13 protein-coding genes are annotated in these 14,309 nt (G+C 60.2%); 10 read left to right on the forward strand and 3 right to left on the reverse strand.

Annotated features, from left to right (window positions below):
- The first annotated feature begins 100 nt into the window (after positions 1-100).
- Positions 101-2,530 (forward strand): DNA topoisomerase (ATP-hydrolyzing) subunit B, encoded by a 2,430-nt coding sequence (gene gyrB, locus ACIQWP_RS25960; protein WP_402793727.1) that lies wholly within the window; start codon positions 101-103, stop codon positions 2,528-2,530.
- Positions 2,531-2,696: 166 nt separating this feature from the next.
- Here gyrB and ACIQWP_RS25965 read toward each other — a convergent pair whose 3' ends face one another.
- Positions 2,697-3,296: a nitroreductase family protein gene (locus ACIQWP_RS25965; protein WP_402793729.1), complete on the reverse strand. Its 600-nt coding sequence runs from the start codon at positions 3,294-3,296 to the stop codon at positions 2,697-2,699.
- 80 nt (positions 3,297-3,376) lie between these two features.
- Positions 3,377-3,676 (reverse strand): DUF2218 domain-containing protein, encoded by a 300-nt coding sequence (locus ACIQWP_RS25970; protein WP_402793731.1) that lies wholly within the window; start codon positions 3,674-3,676, stop codon positions 3,377-3,379.
- A 160-nt stretch (positions 3,677-3,836) separates the two neighbouring features.
- Here ACIQWP_RS25970 and ACIQWP_RS25975 point away from each other — a divergent pair, with 160 nt between their 5' ends.
- From ACIQWP_RS25975 to ACIQWP_RS26000, 6 genes are all read left to right on the forward strand, one after another.
- The gene (locus tag ACIQWP_RS25975) at positions 3,837-4,790 is read left to right on the forward strand and encodes a glutathione S-transferase family protein (protein ID WP_402793733.1); all 954 of its coding nucleotides are present in this window, start codon (positions 3,837-3,839) and stop codon (positions 4,788-4,790) included.
- 65 nt (positions 4,791-4,855) lie between these two features.
- On the forward strand, positions 4,856-6,268 hold the full coding sequence (locus tag ACIQWP_RS25980) for a pyridoxal phosphate-dependent decarboxylase family protein (protein WP_402793734.1): 1,413 nt from the start codon (positions 4,856-4,858) through the stop codon (positions 6,266-6,268).
- A gap of 137 nt (positions 6,269-6,405) precedes the next feature.
- On the forward strand, positions 6,406-7,248 hold the full coding sequence (locus ACIQWP_RS25985; RefSeq protein WP_402793735.1) for a fumarylacetoacetate hydrolase family protein: 843 nt from the start codon (positions 6,406-6,408) through the stop codon (positions 7,246-7,248).
- 301 nt (positions 7,249-7,549) lie between these two features.
- Positions 7,550-8,827 (forward strand): polyhydroxyalkanoate depolymerase, encoded by a 1,278-nt coding sequence (locus ACIQWP_RS25990; RefSeq protein ID WP_402793737.1) that lies wholly within the window; start codon positions 7,550-7,552, stop codon positions 8,825-8,827.
- 335 nt (positions 8,828-9,162) lie between these two features.
- Positions 9,163-9,603: a DUF2852 domain-containing protein gene (locus ACIQWP_RS25995; RefSeq protein ID WP_402793739.1), complete on the forward strand. Its 441-nt coding sequence runs from the start codon at positions 9,163-9,165 to the stop codon at positions 9,601-9,603.
- 202 nt (positions 9,604-9,805) lie between these two features.
- Positions 9,806-10,567: a M48 family metallopeptidase gene (locus tag ACIQWP_RS26000; protein ID WP_402793741.1), complete on the forward strand. Its 762-nt coding sequence runs from the start codon at positions 9,806-9,808 to the stop codon at positions 10,565-10,567.
- Positions 10,568-10,700: 133 nt separating this feature from the next.
- On the opposite strand, the gene ACIQWP_RS26005 is transcribed toward ACIQWP_RS26000, so the two are convergent.
- Complete coding sequence (locus ACIQWP_RS26005) at positions 10,701-11,132, reverse strand: winged helix-turn-helix transcriptional regulator (protein WP_402793812.1); 432 nt, start codon at positions 11,130-11,132, stop codon at positions 10,701-10,703.
- Between the two features lie 136 nt (positions 11,133-11,268).
- Between ACIQWP_RS26005 and ACIQWP_RS26010 the strand changes: the two genes are divergently transcribed.
- The 3 genes from ACIQWP_RS26010 to trpB all read left to right on the forward strand — a co-directional run bounded on the left by ACIQWP_RS26010 (position 11,269) and on the right by trpB (position 14,300).
- Entirely contained in the window at positions 11,269-12,270 is a 1,002-nt protein-coding gene (locus ACIQWP_RS26010; RefSeq protein WP_402793743.1) for an NADP-dependent oxidoreductase, read from the forward strand.
- A 144-nt stretch (positions 12,271-12,414) separates the two neighbouring features.
- Positions 12,415-13,089, forward strand: coding sequence for a phosphoribosylanthranilate isomerase (locus tag ACIQWP_RS26015; RefSeq protein ID WP_402793744.1), 675 nt, complete (start codon positions 12,415-12,417; stop codon positions 13,087-13,089).
- Positions 13,086-14,300, forward strand: a complete 1,215-nt coding sequence (trpB, locus tag ACIQWP_RS26020; RefSeq protein ID WP_402793746.1) for a tryptophan synthase subunit beta — start codon at positions 13,086-13,088, stop codon at positions 14,298-14,300. Before ACIQWP_RS26015 ends, trpB begins: the two co-directional genes overlap by 4 nt.
- The last annotated feature ends 9 nt before the right edge of the window (positions 14,301-14,309 follow it).

Here is a 14,309-nt window from a genome sequence, read left to right on the forward strand (position 1 = left end):
TGGAAGTTCGGGATGAAACACCCTATATTCAGGCAAAGAAAAACCGCTGATTCGCTAGGGATCGGCGAGATTCTCTAAACGCTGGAAAGACTTCAATAAAATGACCGATATAACCGAAAACGGCGGCAGCGCCGAATATGGCGCAGACAGCATCAAGGTTCTGAAGGGCCTTGACGCCGTGCGCAAGCGTCCCGGGATGTATATCGGTGATACGGATGACGGCTCGGGCCTGCATCACATGGTCTATGAGGTCGTCGACAACGCCATCGACGAGGCTTTGGCCGGTCATGCCGACATCGTGACGGTCACGCTCAATCCCGATGGCTCGGTCACGGTGACGGATAACGGCCGCGGCATCCCGACGGCCATTCACTCAGGCGAAGGTGTTTCGGCAGCTGAGGTTATCATGACCCAGCTTCATGCTGGCGGCAAGTTCGACCAGAATTCCTACAAGGTCTCCGGCGGTCTGCATGGCGTTGGCGTTTCGGTCGTCAACGCATTGTCCGTCTGGCTGCGCCTGAAGATCCGCCGTCACGGCAAGATTCATGAGATGAGCTTCACCCATGGCGTGGCCGATGCGCCGCTGAAGGAAACGGGTGAGGCCGGCGATGCGACCGGCACCGAAGTCAGCTTCATGCCGAGCTCCGAAACCTTCACCATGATTGAGTTCGATTACGGCACGCTGGAACATCGCCTGCGCGAACTCGCCTTCCTCAATTCCGGTGTCCGCATCCTTTTGACCGACAAGCGCCATTCCGATGTCAGGCAGGAAGAGTTGCTTTACGACGGCGGCCTGGAAGCCTTTGTTTCCTATCTCGATCGCGCCAAGAAGCCGCTGGTCCAGAAGCCTGTGTCGATCCGCAGCGAAAAGGACGGCATCACGGTCGAAGTGGCGATGTGGTGGAACGACAGCTACCACGAAAATGTGCTCTGCTTCACCAACAACATCCCGCAGCGCGATGGCGGCACGCATATGGCCGGCTTCCGCGCCGCTCTGACGCGTCAGATCACCTCCTATGCCGACACCTCGGGCATCACCAAGAAGGAAAAGGTGACGCTGACCGGCGATGATTGCCGCGAAGGCCTGACTGCCGTGCTGTCGGTCAAGGTTCCCGATCCGAAATTCTCGTCGCAGACCAAGGACAAGCTGGTTTCCTCGGAAGTCCGGCCGGTCGTCGAAAGCCTCGTCAACGAGGCGCTCGGCACATGGCTGGAAGAACATCCCTCCGATGCCAAGGTTCTGGTCGGTAAGGTCGTCGAGGCTGCTGCCGCCCGCGAAGCCGCCCGCAAGGCGCGTGAACTGACCCGCCGCAAGGGTGCGCTTGATATCGCATCGCTGCCCGGCAAGCTCGCCGATTGCTCCGAGCGCGATCCCGCCAAGTCGGAAGTCTTCCTCGTCGAGGGTGACTCGGCAGGCGGCTCGGCCAAGCAGGGCCGTTCGCGTGAAAACCAGGCCATCCTGCCGCTGCGCGGCAAGATCTTGAACGTCGAACGCGCCCGCTTCGACAAGATGCTGTCGAGCCAGGAAATCGGCACGCTGATCACAGCACTCGGAACCGGCATCGGCAAGGACGAGTTCAACGTCGAAAAGCTGCGCTACCACAAGATCATCATCATGACGGACGCAGACGTCGACGGCGCGCATATCCGCACCCTGCTTCTGACCTTCTTCTTCCGTCAGATGCCCGATCTCATCGAGCGCGGTCATCTCTACATCGCCCAGCCGCCGCTCTATAAGGTGACGCGTGGCAAGTCGGTGCAATATGTCAAGGACGAGAAGGCGCTGGAAGAATATCTGATCGGCCAGGGCACCGACGATGCGAGCCTGCGTCTCGGCAATGGCGAAGTCCGCACCGGTCAGGATCTGCGCGAGGCGATCTATGACGCGCTGCGTCTGCGCACGCTGATCGACAATCTGCATTCCCGCTATAATCGTTCCGTCGTCGAGCAGGCAGCGATCGCCGGTGCGCTCAATGCCGAAATGGTCAGCGATCCCACCCGTGCGGAAGCGCTCGCCAATGACGTTGCCAAGCGGCTTGACGTCATTGCCGAGGAAACCGAGCGCGGCTGGACCGGCGCCGTGACCGGCGAGGGCGGACTGCGCTTCGAGCGCACGGTGCGCGGCGTCAAGGAAGTCGTCTTCCTCGATATGGCGCTGATCGGCTCGCAGGATGCCCGCCTCATCGATCAGCTCGGTGCACGTCTGAAGGAAGTATACGTCACGCCGCCGAAGCTCACTCGCCGCGATGGCGAGACGGAGATTTCCGGGCCTCGTCAGCTGCTGGATACGATCTTTGCCGGCGGCCGCAAGGGTCTGACGCTGCAGCGCTACAAGGGCCTCGGTGAGATGAATGCCGAGCAGCTCTGGGAAACGACGCTCGATCCGAACGTCCGTACGCTGTTGCAGGTGAGGGTTACGGACGCAACCGATGCCGATGGGCTGTTTGCCCGGCTCATGGGCGATGAGGTCGAGCCACGGCGCGAGTTCATTCAGGACAATGCGCTGAACGTCGCCAATCTCGACATCTGATAGTCCACTTGAGAAATGAAAAAAGCCCGCTGAACTTCCCGGCGGGCTTTTTCTTTGGAGCAATTCCAGGAAAAGTGCGTGGCGGTTTTCCGTCCGGAATTGCTGGAAAACAAACAGATAGAGCGGTTCAGAGTTCCTGTGAAAAGTTGAACCGCTCTAGCATCAACTACTTAGCGACGAATGTGCCGTTGAAGGCGACGTCGGACAGCGGGTTGCGCTGGTTCGGCACTTCACGCTCTCTGAGCTTTTCCGGCAGCTGGTTCTTGTCGCCGATCTTGCCGATCGCAACTGCAGCCTCGACGCGGAAGCCTTCCGGAATACCGAGAACCTCGTAGGATTTCTCGACATGGAAGCCACCCATGCCATGGGCCGCATAGCCGGCTAGATGTGCCTGGATCGCCAGGAAGCCCCAGGCGGCACCGGCATCGAAGGAATGGCTGTAGCTGGGCTTCTGTTCGGCGGAACCGAGTTCGCCGCTATGGGTGCGCGAGATGACGAAGAGCAGCGCCGAGGCGGATTTCGCCCAACCCTGGTTGAACTCGACGAGAAGGCTGAGGAACTTGTCCCAGTTTTCCGAACCGCGCAGGGCGTAGACGAAACGCCAGGGCTGGAGATTCGAGGCGGATGGCGCCCAGTGGGCGGCTTCGAGAATAGTCAGCAGATCCGCTTCCGGAATGGCTTCGCTGGTATAGGCACGGGGCGACCAGCGGTCGAGAAAGAGCTTGTCGATCGGATATTGGGATTCGCGGCCGTTGCTTGATGTCATGAGGGCTTCTTTCCTTGGAGACGGTGGCCGCAAGCCGGTGGAGGCCGGCAGTTGGCTGGTTATGGACATGGGTGAGGAATCTACATTCCGGCTGCACGGGCGGCCCAGGTCACGTCGAGCTCTTCACGGAAGGCGAAGCGCTTGAGGTGATCGGCGACGACGCCCTGCATGCGCTCGAGGTCTTCGGGCTTGTCGACCGTCAGCGTCATGACCAGGGTGCCGGGCTCAGCCAGAAGAGCAAGCGAGCTTTCCGGGCTGAAGGGCACCTTGCCGGCAGCCGCGTCGAATTCCACGCTGAAGCGATGGCTCCAATGTTTGCAGAGCTGCTGGAGATAGCGGCTGGCATGGTTGGTCTTAACGTTGGAAACGGATGTCGCCATGGGATTTCTCCAATAAGCCTGATCGCGAAACGCATGACTTCATACATAGAGACATCAGCACTCGCCAGGTAGACAGTCTGTTTCAAGTTTGCGTTATTCCAGTGAAATTCTGTTCCGCTATGCTGTGCTGACGAAGAACGCGCGCGAGTGGAGGCAGGCCTTGCTGGTAGATGGAAAATGGACCGAGGATTGGCAGCCGGTCCAGGCCAAGGATGAGAAGGGCGGTTTCGTTCGCCAGGTTTCAAGCTTCCGCAACTGGGTAACGCCTGATGGCCGGCCCGGGCCGACGGGCAAAGGCGGTTTTGCGGCCGAGGCCGGACGTTATCATCTATACGTCGCGCTGATCTGCCCCTGGGCGTCCCGCACCTTGATCGGCCGCAAGCTCAAGGGTCTGGAAGAAACGATTTCCGTTTCCGTCGCCGAACCCATGCTCTCCAAGCAGGGCTGGCGGTTTGGCGATTATCCCGGCGCCACGAACGATCCGGTCAACGGCGCCACCTACATGCACGAGATTTATACGAAGGCCGATCCGGCCTTCACCGGTCGCGCCACGGTTCCGGTCCTTTGGGACAAGCAGACGGGCACGGTCGTCAACAACGAATCGGCCGATATCCTGCGCATGATGAACGACGGCTTCGGTGATCTCGCAGGGCATGACATCGATCTTTACCCAGCGAGCAGGCGTGACGAGATCGATAGCTTCAATGCCCGGATCTACCCCGTTCTCAACAATGGCGTCTATCGCGCGGGCTTCGCCACGACGCAGATCGCCTATGAAGAATCTTTTCGAGAGGTATTCGACTGCCTCGATTGGGTCGAGACCGAGCTGGAGGGCAAGGGTTTCCTCTTCGCCGACAATCCCACGGAAAGCGACATCAGGCTGTTCGTCACCCTCGTCCGTTTCGATGTCGCGTACCATGGCTTGTTCAAATGCAATCTGCGCCGGCTGTCGGACTACGCCAATCTCCAGTCTTTCTGCCGCCGCATGCTCGATTGGCCCGGCATCGCCGAAACCGTGAATTTCGACCACATCAAGCGCGGTTACTATTCGATCGCGTCTCTCAATCCGACGGGAATCGTGCCGCTCGGGCCGGCGCTGGACGAGCTGTTCTGATACTCGACTGCCCCGGAAAAGCCGTCTAAGGTCCGCCTCGTTTTGATGGAATAGGGAGGACCGTCATGAATTGGGAGGAGTTCCGGCAGTGGTCGGAGAAAGCGGCGAATTGGGGGGCGGATTATCGCGCGTCGCTTCGTGACAGGCCGGTACGGGCAAGGATGGCGCCTGGTGAGATCGCAGCGCATATCGCTGATTCCCCGCCGGTAACAGGCGAAGCCATGGAGGATATCTTTAGGGATTTCGAGGATATCCTGGTGCCTGGCATGACGCACTGGCAGCATCCGCGTTTCTTTGCCTATTTCCCCGCCAATGCCGCCCCCGTTTCGGTGATCGCCGAATATCTGGTCAGCGCCATCGCCGCCCAATGCATGCTCTGGCAGACTTCGCCCTCCGCGACCGAGCTTGAAACGAAGGTCGTCGATTGGCTGCGTCAGGCCCTCGGCTTGCCGGAAACCTTCACCGGCGTCATCCAGGATTCCGCCTCGACCGCAACGCTCGCCGCCGTTCTGGTCATGCGCGAGAAAGCGCTGAACTGGCAGGGCAATGCGGGCGGGCTTGCCGGAAACAAGGCGGTGCGCATCTACTCCACCGATCAGGTCCACACGTCCATCGACCGCGCCATCTGGATATCAGGTGTAGGCGAGGAAAATCTGGTGCGCATTCCCTCAGGCGGCGTGAGCAAGGCCATGGACCCGAAGGCTCTTGCCGCCGCGATCGAGCGCGATCTTGCCGCCGGCCTGCTGCCGGCCGGCGTCATCGCCTGCGTTGGCGGCACCAGCGTCGGTGCCTGTGACGATATCGCAGCCGTCGTCGATGTCGCGCATGCACATGGGCTATACGTGCATGTCGATGCCGCCTGGGCCGGCTCGGCGATGATTTGCCCGGAATTCCGCACCCTGTGGCAGGGCGTCGAACGCGCCGATTCCATCGTCTTCAATCCGCATAAATGGCTCGGCGCGCAGTTCGATTGCTCCGTCCAGTTCGTGCGCGAGCCGGAGACGCTGGTCCGAACGTTGGCGATCCAGCCGGAATATCTGCGCACCCATGGCCATGACGGCATCATCAACTATTCGGAATGGTCGGTGCCGCTCGGCCGCCGCTTCCGTGCGCTGAAGCTCTGGTTCCTGCTGCGCTATCACGGCCTGGAAGGGTTGCGGACGATGATCCGCAACCATGTCTCCTGGTCGCAGAATCTGGCGAGGCGCCTTGCCGCCGAACCGGATTTCGAAATCGTCACCGAACCGTTCCTGTCGCTATTCTCCTTCGATCACAAGGCGCCGACAGGCGTCGATCAGGAAAGCCACACCCAGCGGCTTCTCAATGCCATCAACAATGACGGCCGTATCTACCTGACGCAGACCCGCGTCTCCGGACGCCTGGTCATTCGCTTCCAGGCCGGTCAGTTCGAGGCGACCGAAGCAGATGTCGATACGGCCTTCGACGTGATTGTCGAGATCGCCAGATCACTGTCCTAGGCTAGAAAAGCTGTTTTTCCGGCGCGGAGAGCCGAGCCGTGCTAGGCTCTCCAAAATCGATTGATGACACTGGTGAATAATTCGTTCATATATGGTGTCATCAATTTCGTCTTTGAAAATGCAGGGAAGGAAAATCCATGAAACTGTTGCGTGTTGGCGAAGTCGGCAAGGAGAAGCCGGCGCTTCTCGATAGCGACGGCAAGATCCGCGATCTCTCCGCCCATGTCGCCGATATCGGTGGCGAGGCCATTTCGCCCGCGGGCCTGGCAAAGATCGCAGCTCTCGATCCGAAGAGCCTGCCCGAGCTGACGGAAGGCCGCCTCGGCGCTTGCGTTGCGGGCACCGGCAAGTTCATCTGCATTGGCCTGAATTTTTCCGACCACGCTGCCGAAACCGGCGCTACCGTACCGCCGGAGCCGATCATCTTCATGAAGGCAAGCTCGGCCATCGTCGGCCCGAACGACAACGTGCTCATCCCGCGCGGCTCCGAAAAGACCGACTGGGAAGTCGAACTCGGCGTTGTCATCGGCAAGACGGCAAAATATGTCAGCGAGGCCGATGCGCTCGATTATGTCGCCGGTTACTGCGTCTCGCACGACGTCTCCGAACGCGCCTTCCAGACCGAGCGTTCGGGACAGTGGACCAAGGGCAAGTCCTGCGACACCTTCGGCCCGATCGGCCCCTGGCTCGTCACCAAGGACGAGGTTGCCGACCCGCAGAATCTCGGCATGTGGCTGAAGGTCAACGGCAAGACGATGCAGAACGGTTCCACCAAGACCATGGTCTATGGCGTCGCCTTCCTCGTCTCTTACCTTAGCCAGTTCATGTCGCTGCATCCGGGCGACGTCATCTCCACCGGCACGCCTCCCGGCGTCGGCATGGGCATGAAGCCGCCGCAGTACCTGAAGCCGGGCGATGTCGTCGAGCTCGGCATGGAAGGCTTGGGCACGCAGCGCCAGACCTTCCTCGCCGACGCGTAAGGCGTGCGAAGCTCAGGAACTTTAACCTTTTGAGATCATTCTTGATGCCGGGGAAGCGATTCTCCGGCGTTTTTTATAGATAAGAACCAATTCTGGTTATGTTGCTCTGCAGCAAAAACTGCTAGGCTGGATAGTAAGAGCTTAAAGGATGAGAGGCGCGCAGCGGAGCTGCGATCATCCTGCTACGTGGCGCGACCGGAGGAGCGACGCAGCGAAGACAGCGACACGCAAGGCGCGTGCGTTTCAATGATCTAGGTGATTTGCGCGGTCGCATACCCGCATCACGAAAGGTAAAGCCCCCATGTTTTATCAGTTTTACGAACTCAATCATGCCGCTCTCGCCCCTTTTCGCGCTGCGGCAGACATGATGCGCCTGGCCTATGCCAATCCCCTCAATCCTCTCTCGCACACCGTGTTCGGCCGCACATTGACCGCAAGCCTCGAGGTTTTCGAGCGCACGACCAGGCGTTACGGCAAGCCGGAATTCGGCCTTCATCAGACGCAGATCGATGGCAAGTCCGTCTCCGTGCATGAAAAGATCGTCTGGAAGAAGCCCTTCTGCAATCTCATCCATTTCGAGCGCAGTCTGCCCGCCGGTCATGGCGCTGACCCTCGCATCCTGATCGTCGCCCCGATGTCGGGCCACTATGCGACGCTGCTGCGCGGCACGGTGGAAGCCCTGCTGCCGGGCGCCGACGTCTATATCACCGACTGGATCGATGCCCGCATGGTGCCGATGACCGAAGGCAGCTTCGATCTGGAGGACTATATCGATTATGTAATCGAGATGCTGCATCACCTCGGGCCAGACACGCATGTCGTTGCCGTCTGTCAGCCGTCCGTGCCGGTTCTGGCTGCTGCCGCCGTGATGGAAGCGGCGGGCGACCGTTTGGCTCCCTCGTCGATGACGCTGATGGGCGGGCCGATCGATACCCGCATCAACCCGACGGCGGTCAACCAGCTCGCCAAGGACAGGCCGCTGGAATGGTTTGCCGACAATGTCGTCATGAACGTGCCCTGGCCGCAGCCGGGCTTCCTGCGCCCGGTCTATCCCGGCTTCCTGCAGCTTTCCGGCTTTATGTCGATGAACCTCGACCGGCATATGATCGCGCAGAAGGACTTCTTCGTCCATCTCGTCAAGAATGACGGCGAGCCGGCCGAGAAGCATCGCGATTTCTACGACGAATATCTGGCCGTCATGGATCTGACGGCGGAATTCTATCTGCAGACGGTCGATCAGGTCTTCATCAAGCACGCGCTGCCCAAGGGCGAACTCATGCATCGTGGCCAGCGCGTCGATCCCTCGGCGATCCGCAATGTCGCACTTTTGACCGTCGAGGGAGAGAACGACGATATCTCCGGCGTCGGCCAGACGCATGCGGCGCAGACCATCTGCACCGGTATTCCCGACCACATGCGCATGCACTATCTGCAGCCGGATGTCGGCCACTACGGCGTCTTCAACGGCTCGCGCTTCCGCCGCGAAATCGCGCCGCGCATTCTGGCCTTCACGCGTGAGCACGCACGCACCGGCCGTTCGGTCGTCAAGCGGGTCATCAAGGGCGGCAAGTCGGCCTGAGGCCATTCAAAAAATCAGGAGCAAGGACATGATGGCGGTCGAAGGACCCATCATGCCCGCGTGAGCCCTATCGCCACCAGCGCAAAATATTAGCTTTTGTTGAATTAATATGGCAGATTCAAGCACTTGTCCGATTCCGCCTGGCGATCCCATTGAAGCCTCACGAAGAGGTTACCATCTCGATTCCAGCGGTACCGCAGATGATCGGGCCGTTTACCGCGCCGCGCGTCCTTGGAACGCGCTGAGATGCAGGTAGAGCTTTAAAAACCGCGCATAAGCCTTTCCATCGATCGATATCGGTCGAGGGTGGATGCGCCGTGTGAGGATACCTGACAATGAACCAATCTGCATTGCTTCGCCCGGATTGGACTCCGGCTACTATTGCCCTGATGGTACTAGGCTTCGTGGTCTTCTGGCCGCTCGGCCTCGCCATGCTCGCCTATATTCTCTTCGGGGAACGTTTGCGGGAATTCAAACGGGATGTAAACGAAAGGACCGACGGCATGTTTGGTGGCTGCGGACGCTATCGTCATCGTCATCGCCATTCCTTCTCCTCGACCGGCAACGTCGCCTTCGACGATTGGCGCAAGGCTGAGCTTGAGCGCCTCGAACAAGAGCGCCGCAAGCTCGACGAGATGCGCGCCGAGTTCGACACCTATGCCCGCGAACTGCGCCGTGCCAAGGATCAGGAAGAGTTCGACCGTTTCATGCGCGAGCGCAACAGCGTCAAGCGCAATGACAATGGCGGCTCGCCGACCGAATTCCAGACGCCGTGATGGGCTGTGAGAGCGGTCGCATCATATAGTCGAAACCGGCATCATCGGATGCCGGTTTTCCTTTGCCAGAAACCGCAAGGCACGTCGCGCAAAAGTGCGCGGCGGTTTTGCGATAACGACATGCCTAAATCGAAGACCGAAGCGCAAGGAGCAAATCTGAAAGATTGCGACGCGCTTTGGCGAATCATATAAAACTGCCTTCATGTTTCCGTTGCTCTCCAGATCCCGCAAACCGCAAGCCAAGTTGGCCGCGCCGGAAACGCGCACCCTCGATGTCGCCGGCCGGCTGATGCCGCTGACGATCCGCCAGCACGAGCGCGCGACCCGCATCACGCTCAGGATCGAGCCTGGCGGGCGATCGCTGAAGATGACCATTCCGCGCGGCCTTGCCGCCCGTGAGGTCAATGCCTTCCTCGACCGGCATCAGGGCTGGCTGCTGACGAAACTCGCGAAGTTCTCGGCCGACAGCAGCCTGCGCGGTGGCAGCGAAATCCTCCTGCGCGGCGTGCGGCACCGGATCGAGCATACCGGCAGCCTGCGCGGCCTCACCGAAGCTGTTGTCGTCGAGGGCAAGCCGGTCCTGCGCGTCAGCGGCATGCCCGAACATGCCGGCCGCCGCATTGCCACCTTCCTCAAGAAGGAGGCCCGCGCCGATCTGGAAAAGCTTGTAGCGGTCCATGCCAGGACCATCCGCGCCACCGTGACGTCAATTACGATGAAGGATACCCGCAGCCGCTGGGGCTCCTGCTCCTCGCAGGGAAACCTGAGCTTCTCCTGGCGCATCGTCATGGCGCCGCCGCTTGTTATCGATTACCTCGCCGCCCACGAAGTCGCGCATTTGCGTGAGATGAACCACGGCCCGCGGTTCTGGGCGCTCTGCCGCAAGCTCTGCCCCGACATGGATGAGGCCAAGGCCTGGCTGAAGCGCCATGGCAGCCAGCTGCACGCGATCGACTTTGAATGAGCAGGCTGTTTGGCTCCTATCCGGCGCTTGAAACTCGCTTTCGATATTGCGCCGTTTGGTAGGCGGCGACGGCCTTGCGCCAATTGCGGCTGCTCTTTGAGGTAGGGATTTCCGTTTTGTCTCGCGCCGCCGTTCATTCGGGCGCGACGATGCGGATGGGACGCGTCCCAATCGGAGCGCCGGTTGCCCGATCGATGGTGATGGGGTCGATTTCGCTACCGGTCTCGGCATCGAAAAACCTGGTTACATGATCGCAGGGTCGATGCTTCCTTCCCCATGCACCGATCGCAAACAGTACGGGTAGGAAGTCCTGCCCGGCCTTTGTCAGCACATATTCATCGCGGGGTGGCCGCTCGGAATAGCGTCGCTTCTCCAGCAGGCCATCTTCCGTAAGCGCGGCCAGTCGGCCGGTCAGCATCGTCGGCGCGATGCCAAGGCTCTTGCGAAAATCGTCAAAACGCGTGAGCCCCGCATGGGCGTCCCGCATGATCAGCATGCTCCATGCATCGCCCACCAAAGCAAGGCTGCGGGCGATCATGCATGGCTGGTTCGAAAGATTCTTCATATCGATATCTTTTTGATAGTGACTTACTACTGATTTGATAGTAACAGAATGCGCATCGATGTTCCATGCCAAAATGAACGCGCTGCTCATTGTTTGAGCCCTGTCGCCATAAGTTTGGAAAGAGAAAGTCAGTGTGATGAAAGCATTTCTGATCGACCGTTATGCGAAGGGCGCCGCTCTGCGGCTTGGCGAGGTGCCCGAGCCGGAATTGCGGGAGAGCGACGTGCTCGTCCAGATCCATGCCACAAGCGTAAATCCGCTGGATGGCAAGATCAGGGACGGCGAGTTCAAGCTCATTCTGCCATACAGGCTGCCGTTGATCCTCGGCAACGATGTGGCAGGCGTCGTGATCCGGGTTGGACCGAAAGTCCGACGCTTCAAGCCGGGTGACGAAGTCTATGCGCGTCCGGCCAAGGACCGTATCGGCACATTCGCGGAGGTCATCGCGATGGACGAGGCCGATGTGGCGATAAAGCCGAAAAACCTGACGATGGAAGAAGCGGCATCGCTGCCGCTGGTTGCGCTGACCGCCTGGCAGGCGCTTGTCGAACGGGCAAACGTGAAGAAGGGGCAGAAGGTTCTTATCCATGCCGGCTCGGGCGGCGTCGGAACGATTGCCATCCAACTTGCCAAACATGTTGGTGCGACCGTGGCGACAACGACGAGCACGGCCAATATCGATCTGGTTAGAAGTTTCGGAGCGGATGTCGTCGTCGACTACAGGAAGGATAATTTCGAAGAGGTCCTGCAGGGATATGACGTCGTGCTGAATAGTCTTGGCAAGGATACGCTGGAAAAATCGCTTCGCGTCCTGAGGCCGGGCGGGAAGATTATCTCGATCTCCGGTCCGCCAGATCCGGAGTTTGCGAGAGAAATCGGCGCCGGCTGGCCGCTTCAACAGGTCATGCGCCTCTTGAGCGCCGGTATACGGAGGAAGTCGAAACGTCATGGCGTCGGTTATTCGTTCCTCTTCATGGCGGCGAACGGCGGACAGCTCGGCGAGATCGCCTCGCTGGTCGAGGCTGGGGCCATCCGGCCCGTCGTGGATCAGGTCTTTCCATTCGAGAAGGCCAACGAGGCGCTGGCCTACGTCGAAACCGGTCGCGCCAAGGGTAAGGTCGTGATCGCGGTAAAGTGAAGCACAGGCAGCCTTTCAGAAGGGCTGCCGTCCACTCTTCCGGCCAAGGAAACGTTGCCGGCCGACGCCTCCCGACCGCCTAAAATTCCCTTGTACGTCGCCTTTAGGCTCGACTCTTTTGAAATTTCATGTCACTCCGCTGCCATGAACCCCGATATCAAAATTTGTGGTCTGAAGACGCCGGAAGCGGTGGATCGCGCTCTTGAGCGCGGCGCTACCCATATCGGTTTCATCTTCTTTGAAAAGAGCCCGCGCTATATCGAGCCGGATCTCGCCGGCCAGCTGGCGGAGCGCGCCCGCGGCAAGGCGAAGATCGTTGCCGTCACGGTCAATCCCACCAATGACGATCTCGATGAGATCATGTCGCTGGTAAAGCCTGATATGCTGCAGCTCCATGGCAGCGAAAGCCCAGAGCGTGTGCTGACCATCAAAGCGGTTTATAATGTCCCGGTCATGAAGGCCATGTCGGTGCGCGAGGCCGACGACCTGAAGCGGGTGGAATCCTATATCGGCATTGCCGACCGCTTCCTGTTCGATGCCAAGCCGCCGGCCGGCTCGGAACTTCCGGGCGGAAACGGCGTGTCCTTCGATTGGGGCCTGATGAGCTGGCTCGACGATCGGGTTGACTACATGCTGTCGGGCGGCGTCAACAAGGACAATGTCGCCGAGGCGCTGGCCTCCACCAAGGCCAGCGGCATCGATCTTTCCTCTGCGCTCGAAAGCGCGCCGGGCGTGAAGGATCTCGGGAAGATCGACCAGTTTTTCGACGCTTTTGCAGAAGCATGCCTGCCGGAACCGGCAGCAGGGAGTAGAAAGTGAACCAGACGCCTAAACTCAATTCCTTCCGCGCCGGCCCCGACGAGGACGGCCGCTTCGGTATTTACGGCGGTCGTTTCGTTGCCGAAACGCTCATGCCGCTGATCCTGGACCTGCAGGAGGAATGGGCGAAGGCGAAGGACGATCCGGCCTTCCAGGCGGAGCTGAAGTCGCTCGGCACGCATTATATCGGCCGCCCGAGCCCGCTTTATTTCGCTGAGCGCCTGACGGCTGAGCTCGGTGGCGCGAAGATCTATTTCAAGCGCGAAGAGCTGAACCACACCGGCTCGCACAAGATCAACAATTGCATCGGCCAGATCCTGCTCGCCAAGCGCATGGGCAAGACCCGTATCATCGCTGAAACCGGCGCCGGCCAGCATGGCGTGGCGTCGGCGACGGTTGCCGCCCGCTTCGGCCTTCCCTGCGTCGTCTACATGGGCGCCACCGACGTCGAGCGCCAGGCGCCGAACGTCTTCCGCATGAAGCTGCTGGGCGCCGAGGTTATCCCGGTCACCGCCGGTAGCGGCACGCTGAAGGACGCGATGAACGAGGCCCTTCGCGACTGGGTCACCAATGTCGAAGATACCTATTACCTGATCGGCACGGCCGCCGGCCCGCATCCCTATCCGGAAATGGTCAGGGATTTCCAGGCCGTCATCGGCACGGAAGCTCGGGCGCAGATGCTGGAAGCCGAAGGCCGCCTGCCGGATCTGGTCATCGCGGCCGTCGGCGGCGGTTCGAACGCCATCGGCATCTTCCATCCCTTCCTCGATGACGAGAGCGTCAAGATCGTTGGCGTCGAAGCCGGCGGCAAAGGCTTGCAAGGTGACGAGCATTGCGCCTCCATCACCGCCGGTTCGCCCGGCGTGCTGCATGGCAACCGCACCTATCTGCTGCAGGACGGCGATGGCCAGATCAAGGAAGGTCATTCGATTTCGGCCGGTCTCGATTACCCCGGCATCGGCCCGGAACATTCCTGGCTGAACGATATCGGCCGCGCCGAATACGTGCCGATCATGGACCATGAGGCGCTGGAAGCCTTCCAGACGCTGACGCGCCTCGAAGGCATCATTCCGGCGCTCGAGCCGAGCCATGCGCTCGCCGAAGTGATCAAGCGCGCCCCGAAGATGGGCAAGGACGAGATCATCCTGATGAACCTCTCCGGCCGCGGCGACAAGGACATCTTCACCGTCGGCAAGATTCTGGGAATGTGAGTTAGACGC

The sequence above is a fragment of the Rhizobium sp. NPDC090279 genome, assembly GCF_044769665.1.
In the GTDB taxonomy this organism is placed as follows: Bacteria; Pseudomonadota; Alphaproteobacteria; order Rhizobiales; family Rhizobiaceae; genus Rhizobium.

Coding starts and splice junctions, on each gene's coding strand:
- gyrB (WP_402793727.1), top strand. CDS start 101: ATGACCGATATAACCGAAAACGGCGGCAGCGCCGAATATGGCGCAGAC.
- ACIQWP_RS25965 (WP_402793729.1), bottom strand. CDS start 3,296: ATGACATCAAGCAACGGCCGCGAATCCCAATATCCGATCGACAAGCTC.
- ACIQWP_RS25970 (WP_402793731.1), bottom strand. CDS start 3,676: ATGGCGACATCCGTTTCCAACGTTAAGACCAACCATGCCAGCCGCTAT.
- ACIQWP_RS25980 (WP_402793734.1), top strand. CDS start 4,856: ATGAATTGGGAGGAGTTCCGGCAGTGGTCGGAGAAAGCGGCGAATTGG.
- ACIQWP_RS25985 (WP_402793735.1), top strand. CDS start 6,406: ATGAAACTGTTGCGTGTTGGCGAAGTCGGCAAGGAGAAGCCGGCGCTT.
- ACIQWP_RS25990 (WP_402793737.1), top strand. CDS start 7,550: ATGTTTTATCAGTTTTACGAACTCAATCATGCCGCTCTCGCCCCTTTT.
- ACIQWP_RS25995 (WP_402793739.1), top strand. CDS start 9,163: ATGAACCAATCTGCATTGCTTCGCCCGGATTGGACTCCGGCTACTATT.
- ACIQWP_RS26000 (WP_402793741.1), top strand. CDS start 9,806: ATGTTTCCGTTGCTCTCCAGATCCCGCAAACCGCAAGCCAAGTTGGCC.
- ACIQWP_RS26005 (WP_402793812.1), bottom strand. CDS start 11,132: ATGAAGAATCTTTCGAACCAGCCATGCATGATCGCCCGCAGCCTTGCT.
- ACIQWP_RS26010 (WP_402793743.1), top strand. CDS start 11,269: ATGAAAGCATTTCTGATCGACCGTTATGCGAAGGGCGCCGCTCTGCGG.
- ACIQWP_RS26015 (WP_402793744.1), top strand. CDS start 12,415: ATGAACCCCGATATCAAAATTTGTGGTCTGAAGACGCCGGAAGCGGTG.